The sequence below is a fragment of the Streptococcus sp. ELY_125 genome (assembly GCF_058314535.1).
This window is the reverse complement of the sequence record NZ_JBZFUM010000011.1, coordinates 36,457-55,016: the sequence shown is the minus strand read 5'-3', so window position 1 is coordinate 55,016 and position 18,560 is coordinate 36,457. Positions and strand designations below refer to the sequence as shown.

Annotated in this window: 17 protein-coding genes and 2 pseudogenes; 17 read left to right on the top strand and 2 right to left on the bottom strand. The window is 41.2% G+C overall.

The genetic code is table 11. The features are described 5' to 3' along the window. Positions 1-85: 85 nt before the first annotated feature. Both AC4HAL_RS06000 and AC4HAL_RS05995 read left to right on the top strand, forming a co-directional pair. A complete protein-coding gene (locus AC4HAL_RS06000) occupies positions 86-1,441 on the top strand; it encodes a KxYKxGKxW signal peptide domain-containing protein (RefSeq protein WP_491093419.1) in 1,356 nt (451 codons plus the stop codon). Between the two features lie 447 nt (positions 1,442-1,888). Continuing rightward, positions 1,889-2,101, top strand: a complete 213-nt coding sequence (locus AC4HAL_RS05995) for a hypothetical protein (RefSeq protein WP_491093418.1) — start codon at positions 1,889-1,891, stop codon at positions 2,099-2,101. A gap of 142 nt (positions 2,102-2,243) precedes the next feature. Here the strand turns inward: AC4HAL_RS05995 and AC4HAL_RS05990 are convergent, their stop codons facing one another. Beyond that, entirely contained in the window at positions 2,244-3,074 is an 831-nt protein-coding gene (locus AC4HAL_RS05990) for an exodeoxyribonuclease III (protein WP_491093417.1), read from the bottom strand. A gap of 221 nt (positions 3,075-3,295) precedes the next feature. On the opposite strand from AC4HAL_RS05990, the gene AC4HAL_RS05985 reads away from it, so the two are divergent. After that, positions 3,296-4,558: an NRAMP family divalent metal transporter gene (locus AC4HAL_RS05985; RefSeq protein ID WP_447453152.1), complete on the top strand. Its 1,263-nt coding sequence runs from the start codon at positions 3,296-3,298 to the stop codon at positions 4,556-4,558. A 159-nt stretch (positions 4,559-4,717) separates the two neighbouring features. On the opposite strand, the gene AC4HAL_RS05980 is transcribed toward AC4HAL_RS05985, so the two are convergent. Then, a complete protein-coding gene (locus tag AC4HAL_RS05980) occupies positions 4,718-5,071 on the bottom strand; it encodes a DUF3397 family protein (protein WP_447453153.1) in 354 nt (117 codons plus the stop codon). Positions 5,072-5,468: 397 nt separating this feature from the next. Between AC4HAL_RS05980 and AC4HAL_RS05975 the strand changes: the two genes are divergently transcribed. From AC4HAL_RS05975 to AC4HAL_RS05910, 14 genes and pseudogenes are all read left to right on the top strand, one after another. Beyond that, the gene (locus AC4HAL_RS05975) at positions 5,469-6,257 is read left to right on the top strand and encodes an acetoin reductase (RefSeq protein ID WP_491093416.1); all 789 of its coding nucleotides are present in this window, start codon (positions 5,469-5,471) and stop codon (positions 6,255-6,257) included. A 187-nt stretch (positions 6,258-6,444) separates the two neighbouring features. Continuing rightward, positions 6,445-6,870 carry a 50S ribosomal protein L11 gene (gene rplK, locus AC4HAL_RS05970; RefSeq protein ID WP_491093415.1) on the top strand — a complete coding sequence of 142 codons (426 nt, stop codon included), beginning with the start codon at positions 6,445-6,447 and terminating at the stop codon, positions 6,868-6,870. 91 nt (positions 6,871-6,961) lie between these two features. Beyond that, a complete protein-coding gene (rplA, locus tag AC4HAL_RS05965; RefSeq protein WP_491093414.1) occupies positions 6,962-7,651 on the top strand; it encodes a 50S ribosomal protein L1 in 690 nt (229 codons plus the stop codon). Positions 7,652-7,808: 157 nt separating this feature from the next. Beyond that, the gene (gene pyrH / locus AC4HAL_RS05960) at positions 7,809-8,540 is read left to right on the top strand and encodes a UMP kinase (protein ID WP_447453157.1); all 732 of its coding nucleotides are present in this window, start codon (positions 7,809-7,811) and stop codon (positions 8,538-8,540) included. Between the two features lie 158 nt (positions 8,541-8,698). Next, entirely contained in the window at positions 8,699-9,256 is a 558-nt protein-coding gene (gene frr, locus AC4HAL_RS05955; RefSeq protein WP_447453158.1) for a ribosome recycling factor, read from the top strand. A gap of 100 nt (positions 9,257-9,356) precedes the next feature. Beyond that, positions 9,357-10,211, top strand: coding sequence for a CvfB family protein (locus tag AC4HAL_RS05950; protein WP_491093413.1), 855 nt, complete (start codon positions 9,357-9,359; stop codon positions 10,209-10,211). A gap of 658 nt (positions 10,212-10,869) precedes the next feature. Beyond that, positions 10,870-11,166 (top strand): annotated as a pseudogene (locus tag AC4HAL_RS05945) (PepSY domain-containing protein); the annotation flags it as partial. Between the two features lie 102 nt (positions 11,167-11,268). Further along, a pseudogene (locus AC4HAL_RS05940) lies at positions 11,269-11,466 on the top strand (PepSY domain-containing protein); the annotation flags it as partial. Between the two features lie 186 nt (positions 11,467-11,652). Beyond that, positions 11,653-12,492 (top strand): amino acid ABC transporter substrate-binding protein, encoded by an 840-nt coding sequence (locus AC4HAL_RS05935; protein WP_491093412.1) that lies wholly within the window; start codon positions 11,653-11,655, stop codon positions 12,490-12,492. Between the two features lie 154 nt (positions 12,493-12,646). Then, positions 12,647-13,537 (top strand): MetQ/NlpA family ABC transporter substrate-binding protein, encoded by an 891-nt coding sequence (locus AC4HAL_RS05930; protein WP_491093411.1) that lies wholly within the window; start codon positions 12,647-12,649, stop codon positions 13,535-13,537. 104 nt (positions 13,538-13,641) lie between these two features. Continuing rightward, entirely contained in the window at positions 13,642-14,703 is a 1,062-nt protein-coding gene (locus AC4HAL_RS05925; RefSeq protein ID WP_491093410.1) for a methionine ABC transporter ATP-binding protein, read from the top strand. Next, complete coding sequence (locus AC4HAL_RS05920) at positions 14,700-15,392, top strand: methionine ABC transporter permease (protein ID WP_447453163.1); 693 nt, start codon at positions 14,700-14,702, stop codon at positions 15,390-15,392. Before AC4HAL_RS05925 ends, AC4HAL_RS05920 begins: the two co-directional genes overlap by 4 nt. Before the next feature lie 755 nt (positions 15,393-16,147). Next, positions 16,148-17,377: a serine/threonine transporter SstT gene (gene sstT / locus AC4HAL_RS05915; protein WP_491093409.1), complete on the top strand. Its 1,230-nt coding sequence runs from the start codon at positions 16,148-16,150 to the stop codon at positions 17,375-17,377. A 203-nt stretch (positions 17,378-17,580) separates the two neighbouring features. Next, complete coding sequence (locus tag AC4HAL_RS05910; RefSeq protein ID WP_491093408.1) at positions 17,581-18,423, top strand: SAM hydrolase/SAM-dependent halogenase family protein; 843 nt, start codon at positions 17,581-17,583, stop codon at positions 18,421-18,423. Positions 18,424-18,560: the final 137 nt, after the last annotated feature.

The following is an 18,560-nucleotide window of genomic DNA, read 5'->3' as shown; positions in this document are numbered from 1 at the left end:
TTTGAGAATTTCTAAAAATCATAAAAAGAGATGCTAGGATACTAGTAGTTCATGAAAATGTTATAAATTAAGGAGGAAATAATTAATGAAAACTACACACTATAAACTTCACAAAGTGAAGAAACAATGGGTGGCAATTGCTGTGACAACTATGGCTGGTCTATCTCTGATGACGGTTGGGACTACATCATCTGTTAGTGCCGAGAGCCAGCCTCAGGATTCTCAAGCGGTTCAAGTAACTCAGAACGATCAATCAGTCGTTGGTGATGGGGATCAAGTTAGTAGCTCTGATCAATCTATTCAAGCAGAAGAAAGTACAACTAATAGCCAACCTGCTTCTACAGAGGAGGTGGCTAAAGCTAACCAGCCCCAAGCAGGTTCTATCGCTACACAAGACGATCATCAGGATTCACCTGAGATTAATCAAACTACTGCTGATCCAGCCAATCCAAGAGCCGAGGGGAACTCTGTCACGCCTGCCTCTGCTGGCGGTGTAGTCTATGCCCAAAGTCCTCAGCTCGTTGGTCAATCGGAGCAGTCAACAACTACAACTAAAGGTATCGCGGGAAAACAGACCTCAGAGCCAGTTTCTGTGGATAATCAAGTTACCGCCTCAGATGCTCAGCGTGCAGAGATCAATAAAATTTTGGACGGTCGCTCATCTGGTATTTCTACTTTAGACGCTGCAGCTCTGACACTTGAGTTTGAAAAAGCTCGTCTCAGGGGCGCTACCGATGCCACTATTTTAGCGGAAATTCAGAAGGCTGGGCGCGTCGTTCCCAATAATCTGACCTACCTCAGCGATTTCTATGACCATCAAACAGGGACCAGCGGGACTGCCTTTCGAGATAAAGCCAGCGGTAAGGTTATTATCGCTTATACAGCTACTAATAATGATGGCAATGAATTGCAAGATGCTCTGGGAGCCGATTTAATTGGGATTGGTTTAGCACGTGGGCAACATTACCAGCCAGCTTATGATTTTTACGATAAGATTGCCAGCCAGTATGGGGCTGGGAACATTGTTATTACCGGTCATTCCTTGGGTGGCAATGTCGCTCAGCGGGTAGCCTTGAAAAAGAATGTTGCCACAACGGTTGTTTATAATGCAGCTCCGCTTTATATTCCATCTGTTGCTTATTTAGGGAATAAAGCTTATGATTCCCTTCGGGAGAAACTTCAAGGAGAATTTAGTCTTCCTTCGAATAAGGTTGAGGCCCAGCAAACTATTGCGGATATTAAGAGTGATATCAAGGCCTTTACGGGTGATGTTATCCGTATCACAACCCAAAAAGACTGGCTCAACAATGCTATGCGCTGGCTAGGAGCAGTTTATCTTGGTAAAGAATATGTGATTCCTAATTCTGGCAATCACGATTTGAAAACGATTGCCGAAGATGCCAAGCAGGTGGCTAGTGTGAAGCAATGGACTACCATCTAAATTTTTAATTAAAAGGTCAGGCTTTTTGTTATTAGCTGTAAATTAATCTCGAGCAAAATTGATTCATGGTCTTGGCAGTCACTCGAGTCAATCATGTCAGATTTGGTAATTTTATTGGCGATGGGTTGCTGGTTAGCCGGTAGTCAATGCGCCAGCCAGTGTTGCTGATCTTACTGGCCTTGCTGTACTTATCAGGAATAGATAGAATGTCACTGTATTTATAGCAAAAGCTATCAGTGGAACCTTCTTCTAGCAGAGTAGTGAAGCACTGTGATCTTCATCGGCGAAGTCAAGAAAACGGTGATTGTTCTCTGGTTTGGTGAGATCAAATTCTTTGTAGAGATATGGTACTCATTCGTAAGGGGGCACAAAAATAATATTGTAAGGCAGTAGCTAGTAGTGACTACTGCTCTATTTTTGTTTGTCTAGTTCGGTTGGGGAATCGGTGTGTTTGGTTTTATTTTAACGGCGCAACACATAGTCCCAGAATTAGGATATGTGCTCCCTTTTGCTAAACTGGCCGCTTCCATGAATCAGATGACTGCTGTTAATCCAGAGATTACAAGTTTTGAATGGCTGAGACTGGTTCTCTATACCGTGTTAATCGTGTTAGGAGCTAGCTTTTTACAGATTCGTCATCTTAAAAAAATAGTTTCCTAATGGTTCAATAGGAAGATAAGATGTAAGGCACCTTATTTCTATAGATAGTAAGGTCTACAGTGTTAATAGTAATAAGCATTAACGTCAATATACAAATAAGCCACCATATCATTTTGTATAGGTGGCTTTTCTATATGGAATGTTATAAATCGATCTCCAACAAAATCGGTCCATGGTCTTGGCGGTCGCCTGAGTTGATCATATCAGATTTGATAATTTTATCAGCGATGCGGTTACTGGTCAGCCAGTAGTCGATGCGCCAGCCGGTGTTGTTGATCTTGCTGGTCTTACTGCGCTGTGCCCACCAAGTATAGACATTGGGAATGTCGCCATGTTTGTAGCGGAAGGTGTCTGTGAAGCCTTTGGCCAGCAGGTTGGTGAAGCCTTCACGTTCTTCGTCTGTGAAGCCGGGAGAACGGCGGTTACTGCTAGGGTTAGCGAGGTCGATTTCCTTGTGGGCAACATTATAATCCCCACTGGCTAGAACAGGTTTTTGGCCATCAAGTTGGGCTAGATACTCAGCGTACTTTTGATCCCAGATCTGGCGTTCGTCCAAGCGTTTGAGCCCGTCTCCGGCATTTGGGGTGTAGACTGTAGTGACAAAGAATTTATCAAATTCTAACGTGATGATACGGCCTTCACTGTCCATGGTAGATGGAGCATCGATTTCAGGATAGGTTATGATGGGATCGGGAAGATTCTTTTTATAGAGAAAGAGGGTTCCCGCGTAGCCCTTGCGTGCAGGCTCGACGGATGAGCGCCAAACATGACGGTAGTCTGGAAAATAGTCTTCTAGGATTTGAATATGCTTTTTGGTTGGTCCTTTGGCAGAGAGTTTAGTTTCCTGTATAGCGATGATATCAGCGTTTTGATCAATTAGAGTATCAATAACCTGACGGGAAAGCTGAGCGCGTGTTGACTCACTCGTTAGAGCAGCATTAAGGGAGTCGATATTCCAAGAAATGAGTTTCATAATCTATCCTTTACTTTATACATAAGGTTTTCTTCATTATAGCAAAATGCCCAAGGGGGCGCGACTGTTTTGTTTGATATTCTCAGCTAAATTAATACAGATTAAAAGATTGAAAATAGAGTGGAATATTCAAAAACTGACTTGACAGCAACAGCATAAGGCTTTATAATAGTATCATTATTGACAGAAAAGTCAGAATATTCTATAGATAGGAGTCAACTATGGTTGAACAAACGCAATCTACATCCACTTGGAAAACGAAATTAAGAGCCTTAGGACCTGGTATCCTTATGGCTTCGGCGGCCGTTGGTGGTTCACATATCGTATCATCGACACAGGCAGGAGCAAAATTTGGCTGGCAGTTAGCCATATTAGTCCTCTTGATTAATGTTTTTAAGTATCCTTTTTTCCGTTTTGGATCGCAGTATACTGCTGAGACAGGTAAAAACTTGGTTGAAGGCTATGCCGAAAAGGGCAAGCTTTACCTGATTGTTTACTTTATTTTGAATATCTTTTCGGCTGTGATCAACACGGCAGGAGTGGGAATTCTCTGTGCCGCCATCGTTGCTAGCGCAGTTCCTAGCTCGTGGGGACTTGGTATTAATCAGTTGACGACGATCATCATTGTGATTATTTGGGGGATGTTGCTTCTTGGCGGCTACCGCTTTCTTGATGGTTTATCTAAATGGATTATGTCGGCGCTGACAATTGCGACCGTTCTGGCAGTAGTGATTGCCCTTTTTAAGCATCGTGAATATGCTCCTGATTTTGAAGCCGTATCTCCTTGGACAATTGCTTCTTTACCATTCTTAATTTCTCTTATGGGGTGGATGCCAGCACCAATTGAAATTTCAACGATCAATTCTCTCTGGTCAGTGGAAAAGCGCAAGACAGTTGACTTCAATGAAGAAGACGCAATGTTTGATTTCAATGTCGGCTACATTGGAACGGCTATCCTAGCTTTTATCTTTCTGGCCTTAGGCGCACTTATCCAGTACGGTAATGGTGAAGCTGTTCAAAGTGCTTCGGCAGCCTATATTTCTCAATTTGTTCAGATGTACGCCTCCTCTTTGGGAGCATGGGCTAAGCCGCTTATTACCTTTATTGCCTTCTTGTGTATTTTTGGGACCGTCATCACTGTTATTGATGGTTACTCACGGGCCAACGACGAGGCGCTCCGACTTCTTTTCAATAAGGAAAAAACGACCAAGATCTCATTGACGATTTGGATGAGTCTTACTTCAATTGCTGGTCTACTTATCGTTTATCTTTTCTCTGGTCAAGTGGCACAAATGCTTCAATTTGCCATGATAGGTTCTTTTATCACAACACCATTCTTTGCTTACCTGAATTACAGTTTAGTTAATAGTCAAGGGAAAAAATTACCTGGTTGGCTTAATGGGCTATCTATCGCTGGTTTGATTTACTTATTTGGCTTTGCGATTGTCTTCATCGCCGCCTGGTTGACAGGAAATATTGGCTAATGCCAAAGGGGGATCTGACTGTGAAATTAAGACGACATTTTGCCGAGATAGTTCGCTGAATCTGGCAATCTGTTCTTTCGATCCCAATAACATTTCAGATTTTTCTTATAGGAATACAAAATAAATAATCCACCTGTAGCCTAACAGGTGGATTATTTATTATTTTAGAGCAATTAAAATAACTGTTACAATATAAAAAATTGCTGTTAAGAGATAGCCCATTCGCCAGAATAGCTTGAAGAAGCGCTTGTAAGAAAAAACTTTAATTTTACCTGTTCGCCTTAGAATAAAGAGGCAGGTTGCAATTGCCAGCAAACACATCATGAGTAAGTACTGAGGCAGGAAGCTGTGAGAAAAGTAGATACCAGAGACATAGATAATAGCCCAAGCTAAGAAGGGAAGGGAGAGGTCTGGGAATTTGATGCTGAACCGTTTAAGGTCAAAATACCTAACTAAGGATTGAGCTAGAAAGGGGATTAAAAAGAAATAAAAGACTGCTAGAAAGTATATCATAATCCTATTTTATCCTGATTACCAAAGAAAGTAAACTTATTTCTATAGATAAAAGAGAAAATTTACTGCAAATAGAAAACTTATCTAAATAGAGTTATTTCTGCGATGTTACCGCTTACAAAAATATGTGCTATAATATTTTTGGTAGGGGAAATTTGTCATTTTATAGGCTGCAGATTGTGATAAAAAGATAGTTTTTCATAGACACAAGCGCTTTTGTCCAATCTTCGATTTTTGCTTGATCTGCGGTTGCCCTTAGTATCATAGTAATCGAACTTGGTCTAAAAGGCTCAGAATTTAGCTAGGCTATCTTGTTTGTAATTAAGTGACGGTAGGCTTCTAAAATTCCAATCGCTTTTTACGGCCTTAGTATCTTAATATATAAAGGAGTAGAACAATGAGTGAAGAAATTCGTGTTGCTGTTGTAACAGGTGGTGGTCGAGGTATCGGTAAAGGTATTGTAGAACAGTTGTGCATAGACGGTTATGCGGTTGTTGTTGCCGATCTTAATCCGGCAACTGCTCAATCGACTGCTGATGAAATGACAGCTAAAGGATTTAAGGCTGTCAGTGCAGCGGGGGATGTTTCTAAGCGAGAGGACCACGATAAGTTTGTCAAGGCAGCTATTGATAGTTTCGGACGTCTTGATACTTATATCAATAATGCGGGTATTGCGCAGATAAAAACATTGCAAGAAGAGACTCTTGAAGACATGGAAAGAATATACGGCATTAATGTCTTTGGAACCTTGTTTGGTATTCAGGCAGCGACTGCCCAGTTTAGGCAGCAAGATGATGGCGATAAGGTACGAAAAATCATTAACGCTTCCAGTATAGCTGGACATATCGCTTTTGATTTATTGGGAGCTTACTCGTCAACTAAATTTGCTGTGAGGGGGCTAACGCAGGCGGCTGCCAAAGAGCTAGGAAGTGAGCATATTACTGTTAATGCCTACTGTCCAGGTATCGTAGGAACAGACATGTGGGAACTTATTGATGAAAAGATGGTTGACATCAAAGGCGGACAAAAGGGTCAGTATCTGGAACAGTATTCACAGCTAATTACTTTGGGGCGTGTTCAGACACCGGCAGACGTTGCTAATTATGTTTCTTATTTAGCTTCTTCCAAGTCTGACTACATGACAGGTCAAGCTGTTCAAATTGATGGTGGTATTCAGTTCATCTAGTGCAGTTAATTGTTCTGTCTGTAAAACACATGAGGTTTGATTAGGTGCCCATGTGTTTTTTGTTTTCTGCTAAAAATCTTGCATCTTAAAATTATTCCTGTATAATAGTAAGAGTATGCTTGTTGCATACTTGTGGGAGGTAAAAATCTTATCCTTACCGCCAAAACCACAAAGGAGGAAATTACAAATGGCTAAAAAAGTCGAAAATGTCGTAAAACTTCAAATTCCTGCTGGTAAAGCTACACCAGCTCCACCGGTTGGTCCTGCACTTGGTCAAGCCGGAATCAATATCATGGGATTCACTAAAGAGTTTAATGCTCGTACGGCTGATCAAGCTGGTATGCTGATCCCAGTTGTTATCTCTGTGTATGAAGACAAATCATTTGATTTCATCACTAAAACTCCACCAGCTGCTGTTCTTTTGAAAAAGGCTGCAGGTGTTGAAAAAGGTTCAGGTGAACCAAACCGAACAAAAGTTGCTTCAGTAACACGTGCACAAGTGCAAGAAATCGCTGAAACAAAAATGCCTGACCTGAACGCTGCAAATGTCGAATCAGCTATGCGTATGATCGAAGGTACAGCACGTTCAATGGGATTCACTATTACTGACTAATAGAATCCACCTTCACCGAGTTTAAGCATAGTGCTTACGGTGTGGAAGATGAAAATCGATAGGACCACATAACACAAGGAGAATAGATAACATGGCTAAAAAAAGCAAACAAATGCGTGCTGCCTTAGAGAAGGTAGACACTTCAAAGGCATACAGCGTGGAAGAAGCTGTAACACTCGCAAAAGAAACAAACTTTGCAAAATTTGATGCAACAGTAGAAGTTGCCTACAATCTTAACATCGACGTTAAGAAAGCTGACCAACAAATCCGTGGGGCAATGGTATTGCCAAATGGTACCGGTAAAACTCAGCGCGTTCTTGTATTTGCGCGCGGTGCCAAAGCTGAAGAAGCTAAGGCGGCTGGTGCAGACTTCGTTGGTGAAGAAGAACTTGTTCAAAAAATCAACGACGGTTGGCTGGACTTCGATGTTGTTGTCGCTACACCTGATATGATGGCAGTTGTTGGTCGTCTTGGACGTGTCCTTGGCCCACGCAACCTCATGCCAAACCCTAAGACCGGCACAGTAACGATGGATGTTGCTAAGGCTGTTGAAGAATCTAAAGGTGGTAAAATTACTTACCGTGCTGATAAGGCAGGTAATGTTCAAGCTATCATCGGTAAAGTATCGTTTGATACTGATAAACTGGTTGAAAACCTCAAGGCTTTCAATGATGTTATTGTGAAAGCTAAACCGGCGACAGCTAAGGGTGCTTATATCACAAACTTGTCAATTACTACGACTCAAGGTGTTGGTATCAAGGTTGATGCTAGCTCATTATAGTTAAAGAAGCTCGAGCCTGTGCTTGAGTTTTTTTATGTCTCAAGCTGATTTAGTCTCAAACAGTATTGTTTACCTTTTGTTATTTATTTTTTAAACTGCTAGGAGAAAGCCTTATTTTATGATAAAATAATTAGGATAAAATGTAAGGAGAGTGAAGATGGTAGAACCAAAGTATAAACGTGTCCTGATTAAACTATCTGGTGAGGCCTTAGCCGGCGATAAGGGTGTTGGCATTAATCTGCCAAAAGTGCAGGCAATGGCTAGGGAGATCGCAGAAGTACATGCATCCGGTGTTCAGATTGCGCTGGTTATCGGTGGTGGTAATCTCTGGCGCGGTGAACCGGCAGCTGAGGCTGGCATGGATCGTGTTCAGGCAGATTATACTGGTATGCTTGGTACAGTTATGAACGCTTTAGTTATGGCGGACAGTCTTAAGCAGGTAGGAGTTGATACGCGCGTTCAGACAGCTATTGCTATGCAGTCAGTTGCCGAACCTTATATTCGAGGGCGTGCTCTTCGTCATTTGGAAAAGGGACGTATTGTTATTTTTGGTGCAGGTATCGGATCTCCTTATTTTTCTACCGATACGACCGCAGCTCTGCGTGCTGCAGAGGTTGAAGCTGAAGCTATCCTGATGGCTAAAAATGGTGTTGATGGGGTCTATAATGATGATCCGCGTAAGAATGCTGATGCTATTAAGTTTGATGAGCTGACTCATGTTGAAGTGATTAAGCGCGGGCTGAAGATTATGGACGCCACGGCAGCTACTATGTCTATGGATAACGATATTGATTTAGTTGTCTTTGATATGAATGAGCCCGGCAATATCAGACGTGTTGTCTTTGGTGAGGCAATTGGGACAACAGTTTCTAATAAACCCTCCAGTTAAATAGATTAATAGATGTTAAAAGCATTAAAAAGCATAGTAACTCTTATGTAAAGTGGTTATTTAAAAACACCGGCCCTCTTCAATTGCTCTTTTTCTTGAAGTTTTTAATACTTTATGACTTTGTGGCTTGGTATCTTATGAAAGGAATAAATATAAATATGGCAAATCTAATTATTGAAAAAGCAAAGGAACGTTTTACACATTCTCACGAATCACTTGGTCGTGAATTTGCGGCTATCCGTGCTGGCCGAGCAAATGCTAGCTTGCTTGATCGCATTGAAGTCGAATACTATGGTGCCCCAACACCCTTGAATCAGTTAGCCTCTATTACAGTGCCTGAGGCACGTGTTCTCTTGATTTCCCCCTTTGATAAGGGCTCTATCAAAGATATTGAGCGTGCTATCAATGAGTCCGATTTGGGTATCAATCCAGCTAATGATGGTTCTGTCATCCGTCTAGTTATCCCTGCTCTTACAGAAGAAACGCGCAAGGAGTTGGCTAAAGAAGTGAAGAAAATCGGTGAAAATGCTAAGGTTGCTATCCGTAATATCCGCCGCGATGCGATGGATGAGGCTAAAAAGCAAGAGAAGGATAAGGAAATCACCGAGGATGAATTAAAGTCCCTTGAAAAAGATATTCAAAAGGCAACTGATGATGCTATCAAAAAAATTGAGGGCATGATCAGCGAAAAAGAAAACGAACTGCTTACTGTTTAGGGTAAAACAAGTAAAACTAGGGGTCTGGGACAGTGGCGTCTCAGATCCTTCTTTATTGGTAAGTCTAATAATTTTTAGAATTTAGAAGGAATACTGAGAGATGAATGATTTATTAGCTAAGACTGTTTTAGCAATGGTGACCGACGAAAATACGTCTTATTATTTTGCGCAAAAAGATGGACAGACTCTTGCTTTGGATAAGAAGGAAGGAGAGCATCATCTAGGTGATATGGTAGAAGGTTTTGTGTATAGCGATTCACACCAAAAGCTGCGTATGACAACTCTGCCTGTGACGGCCAGTCGTTCAAGCTACGGCTGGGGTGAGGTGACAGAAGTTCGCAGAGATTTGGGAGTGTTTGTAGATACAGGTCTGCCGGATAAGGAAATTGTCGTATCGCTTGATCTCCTACCTGATATTAAGGAACTCTGGCCTAAAAAAGGGGATAAACTTTACATTAGACTGGACATTGATAAAAAGGGGCGTATCTGGGGTATTCCTGCAGAGCCATCAATTTTTCAAAAATTAGCTGGTCCAGCTTACGATAATATGCAAAATCAAAACTTACGCGCCATCGTTTATCGCCTCAAATTGTCTGGAACGTTTGTATACCTACCGGATAATAATATGCTGGGATTTATTCACCCTAATGAGCGCTATCAAGAACCACGCCTAGGTGAAGAACTTGATGTCCGAGTGATTGGTTATCGTCAAGTTGATCGCACGCTAAATCTGTCACTGAAGCCGCGTTCATTTGAAATGTTGGAAAATGATGCTCAAATGATTCTGACGTATTTAGAAAGCAAGGGAGGTTTTATGACCTTGAATGATAAGTCTTCGCCTGATGACATCAGAGCAATTTTTGGCATTTCTAAAGGGCAGTTTAAAAAAGCATTGGGGGGACTGATGAAAGTTCAAAAAATTAAGCAAAGTCCGGAAGGAACGACTCTCCTTTGAATGAGAAGGCTAGGCAAAAGCTTATACACCTCTCATACTTTAGAATAAGCTCTTAAGCGCAGTGATGTGGAGCGGGGCCTCACCCTGCTATGTTTATCAACAATCAGCGCTCTCAGCTGGGGGCGTTTCATTTTGCATAAGGCTCAAGCGGAGACTGTTAAAGGTGCAAATCTTAAAACAGAAAGGTAAGCAGTAAGCAGATATGTTGGGGAGAGTGTTTCAGGTTACTGCTTAGTAAGCAAAGAGTGGTGAGGATCAAAATGGTTTTTCCCACTTCTTTTTTATAGTTATTCGAAAGGGGCTAGCTAAACTATTAAGCTTTAATGACAGCCTGTAAGGAATTTGTAAGCTAGCTAAAAAGCATTCTTGTGTCAGTGATTTTTTCGGGGATTTATGCTGTCATAGAATTATCACAAAAGAAAACTCCTGTTTTAGGCTTAATGCTAATGTTTGACAGTCTAGAACCAAGATTGTAGAATGTGGGCAAGATAAATACAATGGTGTGTTTATCGAAGGGAATTAAGAGTGGTAATAACCGACGATTGCTGATTTTAATTCCTAGAAGGGTTATTGTTATTTTAGTTTGTCGGAACGAAAATACTTAACCTAGTCGTGAGTCGGACGAAAATGTCTATCTCATTCATCATTAAAAAAGGAGATGATTCCCATGACTAAAATGAAAACAAAATTAATGCTTAATAAGAAGAAACTTGCTCTTGCAGCAGCTATTGGTTTAACAGCTGTAGGTGGTGTTGGTGCGGCTAAGGTATCGGCTGCAACCGATATTGGTGCTGAACAAGCTAAAACGATTGCTTTGCAGGATGCGGGACTTAGTGCTAGCCAAGTGACAGCTGTGAAGGTTGAAACGGATTCTAATAACAATATCGCTGTTTATAAGGTAGAGTTTAAGCGTAATCATAATGAATATGATTACACTATCAACGCTGCTGATGGAAGTATCACAGAAAAAGATAATGATATTGATGATGCTTCATCTAACAGTGGTAATAATGGAACAAATGGCAATAGTGGCAGCAATGCTCAAAGAGCGGCTCGCCTATCGTCTGCTGATGCTAAGTCTATTGCGCTATCGGACGCTGGACTGGCAGAAGGAGATGTCACAGCACTGAAAGTTGAATCAGATTCTGATAATGATATCCCTGTTTATGAAATAGAATTCAAACAGGGGGACATGGAGTATGACTATACCATTAATGCTCTTAATGGTGCCATTACAGAAAAAGATATTTCTTAAACCAGTAATCAGGTTACTTTGACTTTAACAACGGTGGCCGAACTAGCTTGCTAGTTCGGCTTTTTTGCTAGGTTCTGGCAGTGATGTGATATAAATTCTTTATCAGTTGATAAGTTTTAAATATTTGTTCAGCTTTGTTAAAGATGGTATGATAGGCTTAAGACTAAATACTATAGGAGTTTTTTTATGAAACTTAAAAATATTGTTAAATTTGGGGCAGTAGCTGTTGCTTCGGTAGCTTTGCTAGCGGCCTGCAGTTCCAATAGTTCTGGTAAGGGAGCTAAGGAAACAGTTACCTTTGCAACAGTTGGTACAACCAACCCTTTCTCTTACGAGGGCAAGGATGGAAATTTGACAGGGTACGATGTTGAAGTTGCTAAGGCAGTGTTCAAGGGATCTGATAAGTATCAGGTTGAGTTTAAAAAGACGGAATGGTCGTCAGTCTTTGCTGGTCTTGACTCTAGTAAATATCAAATGGCAGGCAATAATATTAGTTATTCTGATGAGCGGGCTTCAAAATATCTTTACTCTGAGCCAACGGGGACAACGCCTTCTGTCTTAGCTGTGCCAAAGGATAGTGATATTAAATCATTCGATGACATTGGGGGTCATTCCACTCAAGTTGTTCAAGGAACTACAACAGCTAAGCAACTAGAAGATTATAATAAGAAACACTCAGACAATCCAGTTGATATTAAATATACGGATGAAGATATTACTCAGATTTTGGGTAGCTTGAATGACAGCAAGTTTGATTTCAAACTGTTCGATGCCCCAACGGTTAACAGTGTCATTAAGAATCAATCATTAGATAACTTAAAGACTATTGAATTACCTTCTGATGAACAACCGTTTATTTACTTTGTATTCTCTAACGATCAAAAAGATTTACAGAAGTTCGTCAATAAACGTTTAGAAGAATTGCAAAAAGATGGAACTTTAGCCAAACTCGCGAAGAAATACTTAGGAAATGAGGATTATATTCCAGAAGCTAAGGATATGAAGGTGCCATCTAAAAAAGGATAAAAGGGCAGTGGCTCTTTTATTTTTGACTAATGAAGAGTCAATAGGCAAAAGGCTATAACTTTCAGCTATATGTTTATACAATTATAAACAATTTGAAAGCTTTCAGGCCTTATGAGATAATAATTCCACGATCATAAAGAAAAGAGGACTTGGTATGAAGTTGAGAAAAATTCTTGGTGTTTTGACTGTATTTGTGGTAGCAGCTTTATTTCTGGCAGCCTGCGGCAATAAATCGTCAGATAAAAATACATTGAAGGTTGGTGTCATGACGCTGGATGATGCGACTAAACCGGTTTGGGATCAGGTGAAAAAGGATGCTGCTAAGAAGGGCGTTAAGTTAGAGTTTGTTCAATTTACAGACTATAACCAACCTAATAAGGCTTTGGCTGCCGGCGATATTGATGTCAATGCCTTTCAAACCCGCTATTTCCTAGAGGATTGGAATAAGAAAAACAAGGAAAACTTGGTATCTGCGGGAGATACCCTAATCAGTCCGATTCGTCTTTTCTCGAAGGAAGCCTCAAAAGGTAAGGCTGCTTATTCTGATATCAAGGACCTGCCGGAAGGAGCAAAGATTGGGCTAAATAATGATGCAACTAACCAAAGTCGTGCTCTGTTTTTACTACAGTCAGCAGGCTTGATTAAGCTGTCTACTAAGGATGGCGAACTTGCTTCTGTTAAGGATATTACTGAAAACTCTAAAAACCTTGAATTTAAAGAAGTGAGTGCAGAACAGGTGGCTAAGACTTTGCAAAATGGTGATGTCGATGCTGCTGTTATTAATAACTCCTACGCTCAGACGGCTAAGATTAACTACGATACGACCTTGTTTGTAGAGGATGTTACTGGTCCTAATGCTAAGAATTGGATCAACTTTATTGCTGCTAAACCAGATTGGAAAAAATCAGACAAGGCTGATGCTATCAAGACTTTAGTGAAGGTTTATCAGACTGATAAGATTGGTAAATTGATTAGCAAGGCATCAAATGGTGTCGACCGTCCTATTTGGAAGGGGGCACCAGATACAACCTCATCTAGCAAATAGGTTCAGATGAAGTACTTATCCTGAAAATAGCTAAAAGGAGCTGGAAGGTAATAGCTTTCAGCTCTCTTTATCATTATTAACCGTATTAAAGGAGACTACATTATATGAGTGAACCCATTATTCAGCTGGATCACATTGATATTACATTCCAGCAAAAGAAGCGCCGAATAGAGGCTGTTAAAGACGTTACTGTTCATATTGATCAGGGTGATATTTATGGAATTGTTGGTTATTCGGGGGCTGGGAAATCGACCTTAGTTCGTGCTATCAATCTCCTTCAGGTTCCAACGGCGGGTTCTGTAAAGGTTGCTGGCGACAGTCTTTTTGAGGGTCAGCAAGTTCAGTTAGCCAGCGGTGCTCTGCGTCAGAAGCGTCGTGAGATTGGTATGATTTTTCAACATTTTAATCTAATGTCGCAGAAAACAGCGCGACAAAATGTGGCTTTTGCCCTGCGACATTCAGACCTTTCATCAGATGCGAAGGGGAAAAAAGTTGATGAATTATTAGAGTTAGTGGGTCTTGCGGACCGAGCTGATAATTATCCTGCGCAACTATCTGGTGGTCAGAAACAGCGAGTCGCTATTGCACGTGCTCTTGCCAATGATCCTAAAATTCTGATTTCTGATGAGTCCACTTCTGCTTTGGATCCTAAGACGACTAAACAAATTTTAACCTTGCTGCAAGATTTGAATAAAAAACTTGGTTTGACGGTTGTAATGATTACGCATGAGATGCAGATTGTCAAGGATATTTGCAACCGTGTAGCTGTCATGCAAAACGGTGTTCTTATTGAAGAAGGGAGCGTTTTGGACATCTTTTCCAACCCCAAGGAAGCCCTGACTCAAGATTTTATTAAAACAGCAACGGGGATTGATGAAGCCTTGGTGAAAATAAATCGACAGGAAGCTGTTGAACATCTGGCTGAACATGACCGCTTGGTCCTTTTACGGTATGCAGGTGCCTCGACAGATGAGCCCCTGCTTAATAGAATCTATAAGCAGTATCAGGTGACGGCTAATATCCTTTATGCCAATATTGAAATTTTAGATAATACCCCTGTTGGAGAGATGGTCGTTATTTTGTCAGGGGAACAAGTATCGTTGGCTTTAGAGGCTGTTAAAGCGGCAGATGTATCGGTTTCTATTTTAAAAGGAGGTAAGGCATGATCGAGTTTTTTGAAACTTATTTACCTAATGCTTATAGTTTGGGCTGGGGAGGCGATGCGGGCTGGTGGTCTGCTATTAAGGACACCCTTTACATGACTTTCTGGGGCTTTGTTATCGGTGGCTCCCTAGGCTTGATTGCTGGACTCTTTCTTGTTTTGACTGGACCTAGAGGAGTCATTGAAAACCGCCCAGTGTTCTGGGTTTTGGACAAGTTGGTATCAGTGTTTCGAGCTATTCCTTTTATCATCTTAGTTGCTGTTTTAAGCGGTGTAACAAAAGTTTTTGTTGGCTCGACAATTGGAGCTACGGCGGCTCTTGTGCCTTTATCAGCAGCAACTTTTCCTTTCTTTGCTCGTCAGGTTCAAGTGGTCTTTTCAGAGATGGATTATGGGGTTATTGAAGCTTCCCAAGCCAGCGGTGCGACTCTCTGGGATATCGTCAAGGTTTACCTCAGTGAGGGCTTGCCAGAGTTGGTTCGTATTTCAACAGTAACCTTAATTTCTATTGTTGGTGAAACAGCCATGGCTGGTGCTATTGGTGCTGGTGGTCTTGGTAACTTTGCTATCTTTCAGGGTTATACCTATTCAAGAACAGATGTAACTATCGTAGCAACTGTTTTGATATTACTGATTATTTTTATCATTCAATTTGCAGGTGATTTCTTAACTCACAAAATTAGTCATCGTTAGTAAAAAGTAAGGCAGGATTAAAGGCGCTTCATTTTGCTGGGGGTCTTGATTCTGTCTTTTTTTGTGATGTTGACGATTGTTGACTTTTGTATTATAGTTTTACTTGTCTTAGTAATTTAGGAGTGGGTTAAAATCATCATTTTGAGGACAAGGATTTTATGGTCTTACTTGTGCAAGATTGCCCGAGGTCAAAAATTAATAAACATTTTGAGGCTGGGAATCTTCGCCAAGTGAACCGCCCCTTAGTATCTTAGTAACTGAACATAGGCCTAATTTCCTCGGGAAAAAGAAGGAGCTTCTTGTGCGTCAAGCACACGTCGTCGCTCCCCTATTTTCCTGTCAGAAATTTTCGCTAAGCGAACTGCCCCTTAATATCTTAGTAACTGAACACGGGCTGCGGATTGTGCAAAAAAGATAGTTTCTTCCCAGACGCAAGCGTCCTCGTCGAACCTCCTATTTTTGCTTTATCCTTGATCCGCGGACGCCCTTTGCGACACGACGTTTGGTTAGTCGATTTTACTAACCAAACGGAAGTTAGTGGGAGAGGTAGCCAATTTACTCTAGTGATTGGCGTTTGTTATCAAGTGCGAAGTGCTTAGATAACAAACCTCTGCCGTATCTTAATAATCGAACACGCCTACGACTCTGTGAAATTAGACTCGCTTTCCTAGAATCTTCAGCGATTCTTCGTCAGGCTCCCTAAATTTCTTTGAGTCGCTTAACGGCTTTGTATCTTAATATAAGGAGTATTTATTGTGAAACGTCTCTTTTCGGTTTGGAATCGTACTAGTTTGCTCAAGCGCATAACTATTGGAGTTCTTATGGGAGCAATCCTTGGAGTTTTGTTACCTAAGCTTACGGTGATTGGACTTTTGGGGGAATTATTTGTCGGTGGTCTTAAGGCTATTGCGCCGCTTTTGGTTTTCGCCTTGGTTGCTAATGCTCTTTCTCAGACACGGGAAGGGCAGAAGTCAAATATGACGACGGTTATTGGCCTTTATTTGTTCGGGACTTTTGCAGCAGCCCTGACTGCGGTAATTTCTCACTATGTGTTTCCCATTCGTCTGACTCTGTCGCAAGCAGCAGGCAAAGCTGCTTCAAGTATGTCCCAGTCACCTAAGGGAGTCGGAGAGGTTTTTAATACTTTGCTCTTAAAGATGGTCGATAATCCTATTCACGCCCTAGTAGATGCCAATTATATCGGTGTACTGGTATGGGCTGTTGTCTTTGGTTTTGCTATGCGGACAGCTAGTGAAAATACTAAGGACCTTCTCAATACGATGGCAGAGACAACGTCACAGATTGTCCGCTGGATTATTAATCTAGCCCCCTTTGGTATCTTGGGGTTGGTCTTTACGACTATCTCTGAAAATGGGATCAGTGTTTTATCGCGTTACGGTATTTTGATCTTAGTATTAGTTGTGACTATGGCTTTCGTAGCTTTGGTTATCAATCCGTTTATTGCTTTCGTTATGATGAGACGCAATCCCTATCCCTTGGTTTTTTGCTGCTTGCGGGAATCGGGGGTAACTGCCTTCTTTACACGCTCCTCGGCGGCTAATATTCCTGTTAATCTGAAATTGTGTGAAGATTTGGGACTGGATCCCGATACTTATTCTGTTTCTATCCCGCTGGGGTCTACGATTAATATGGCAGGAGCAGCTGTTACCATTAATGTTTTAACTCTAGCTGCAACAACGACTTTGGGGATTCACGTAGATTTTGCCACAGCTCTTATTTTGAGTTTGGTTGCTGCTATATCAGCTTGTGGTGCTTCCGGGGTAGCAGGAGGATCTTTGCTTTTGATACCGGTTGCCTGCAGTCTCTTTGGTATTGACAATGATACTGCTATGCAAGTTGTTGGAGCTGGCTTTATTGTAGGTGTTATCCAAGACTCTTGTGAAACGGCCCTCAATTCTTCAACAGATGTTCTCTTTACTGCGGTTGCCGAATTTTCAGCATGGGGAAGAAAGAAAGTAATGTAATATGATTTAGGAGTTTGGGACAAGATGTCGCAAACTCTTTTAGCTACTAAGAAGTTTGAGGAAGGTATACTCTTTTAAGTCTGCTGACCAATTTGTTATCTATGCTTTTATAATAGTTATAGCTTATTATAGTAAAAGACTATCTGGTGCTAGCCTGCGAATATGATATAATAAGAACTTATAACAGGGGAAAGGAATGGCGTATGTCAAATTATTTATTAGTCTTACAATCCGATTTTGGTTTAGTTGATGGTGCCGTCTCGGCGATGGTGGGTGTAGCTCTGCAGGAGGAGCCAAGATTAGGTGTCCATCACCTGACTCACGATATCACCCCTTATAATATTTTTGAAGCGAGTTACCGTCTTTTTCAAACAGTTGAATATTGGCCTGAAGGAACGACCTTTGTGTCTGTTGTTGATCCTGGTGTCGGCTCTGATCGAAGAAGTGTGGTTGCTTTAACAAAGAAAAATCAGTATATTGTCACTCCTGATAATGGAACACTTTCTTATATCAAAAAGCATATTGGGATTAAAGCTTTACGGGAGATTTCTGAGATTAAGAACAGACGTGAAAATACAGAGTTATCCTACACTTTCCATGGACGTGATGTTTATGCTTTTACAGGTGCAAAATTGGCTTCTGGCCATATTAACTTTGAGGATGTTGGGCCTGAATTGCGAGTAGAGGATATTGTTGAGCTGCCAGTTGTTGAGACCCTTGTTGAAGAGGACTTGGTGCGCGGTGCAGTTGATATTCTAGATGTGCGTTTTGGATCTTTATGGACTTCTATCACGCGTGACGATTTTTATACACTTAATCCCCAGTTTAACGATCGATTTGAAGTTACTATTTATAATAATGACATGCTGGTCTACCAAAATCAGGTGACCTATGGAAAATCTTTTGCGGATGTACGGATTGGTCAGCCTATTATCTATATCAATTCACTCTATCGTGTTGGTCTAGCAATTAACCAAGGATCCTTTGCTAAGGCTTATAACGTCGGCGTTGGACCGCAGTGGCATATCGAACTCAAAAAGATCTGAGGACCGAGGGCTTAAGATAGAGCTAAATTGTTAGGTGTGTACGAATAGGAGGCATTAACAGGCAGCAGATATGGTAGCACGTTAAAGAAATCTGTACGTGATGCTGATGTGTTCTGTTCATTTTGTCATATGGGAAT

Excerpts from the sequence above, each read along its gene's own strand:
- AC4HAL_RS06000 (WP_491093419.1), top strand. The coding sequence starts at position 86 with ATGAAAACTACACACTATAAACTTCACAAAGTGAAGAAACAATGGGTG.
- AC4HAL_RS05990 (WP_491093417.1), bottom strand. The coding sequence starts at position 3,074 with ATGAAACTCATTTCTTGGAATATCGACTCCCTTAATGCTGCTCTAACG.
- AC4HAL_RS05985 (WP_447453152.1), top strand. The coding sequence starts at position 3,296 with ATGGTTGAACAAACGCAATCTACATCCACTTGGAAAACGAAATTAAGA.
- AC4HAL_RS05980 (WP_447453153.1), bottom strand. The coding sequence starts at position 5,071 with ATGATATACTTTCTAGCAGTCTTTTATTTCTTTTTAATCCCCTTTCTA.
- AC4HAL_RS05975 (WP_491093416.1), top strand. The coding sequence starts at position 5,469 with ATGAGTGAAGAAATTCGTGTTGCTGTTGTAACAGGTGGTGGTCGAGGT.
- rplK (WP_491093415.1), top strand. The coding sequence starts at position 6,445 with ATGGCTAAAAAAGTCGAAAATGTCGTAAAACTTCAAATTCCTGCTGGT.
- rplA (WP_491093414.1), top strand. The coding sequence starts at position 6,962 with ATGGCTAAAAAAAGCAAACAAATGCGTGCTGCCTTAGAGAAGGTAGAC.
- pyrH (WP_447453157.1), top strand. The coding sequence starts at position 7,809 with ATGGTAGAACCAAAGTATAAACGTGTCCTGATTAAACTATCTGGTGAG.
- frr (WP_447453158.1), top strand. The coding sequence starts at position 8,699 with ATGGCAAATCTAATTATTGAAAAAGCAAAGGAACGTTTTACACATTCT.
- AC4HAL_RS05950 (WP_491093413.1), top strand. The coding sequence starts at position 9,357 with ATGAATGATTTATTAGCTAAGACTGTTTTAGCAATGGTGACCGACGAA.
- AC4HAL_RS05935 (WP_491093412.1), top strand. The coding sequence starts at position 11,653 with ATGAAACTTAAAAATATTGTTAAATTTGGGGCAGTAGCTGTTGCTTCG.
- AC4HAL_RS05930 (WP_491093411.1), top strand. The coding sequence starts at position 12,647 with ATGAAGTTGAGAAAAATTCTTGGTGTTTTGACTGTATTTGTGGTAGCA.
- AC4HAL_RS05925 (WP_491093410.1), top strand. The coding sequence starts at position 13,642 with ATGAGTGAACCCATTATTCAGCTGGATCACATTGATATTACATTCCAG.
- AC4HAL_RS05920 (WP_447453163.1), top strand. The coding sequence starts at position 14,700 with ATGATCGAGTTTTTTGAAACTTATTTACCTAATGCTTATAGTTTGGGC.
- AC4HAL_RS05910 (WP_491093408.1), top strand. The coding sequence starts at position 17,581 with ATGTCAAATTATTTATTAGTCTTACAATCCGATTTTGGTTTAGTTGAT.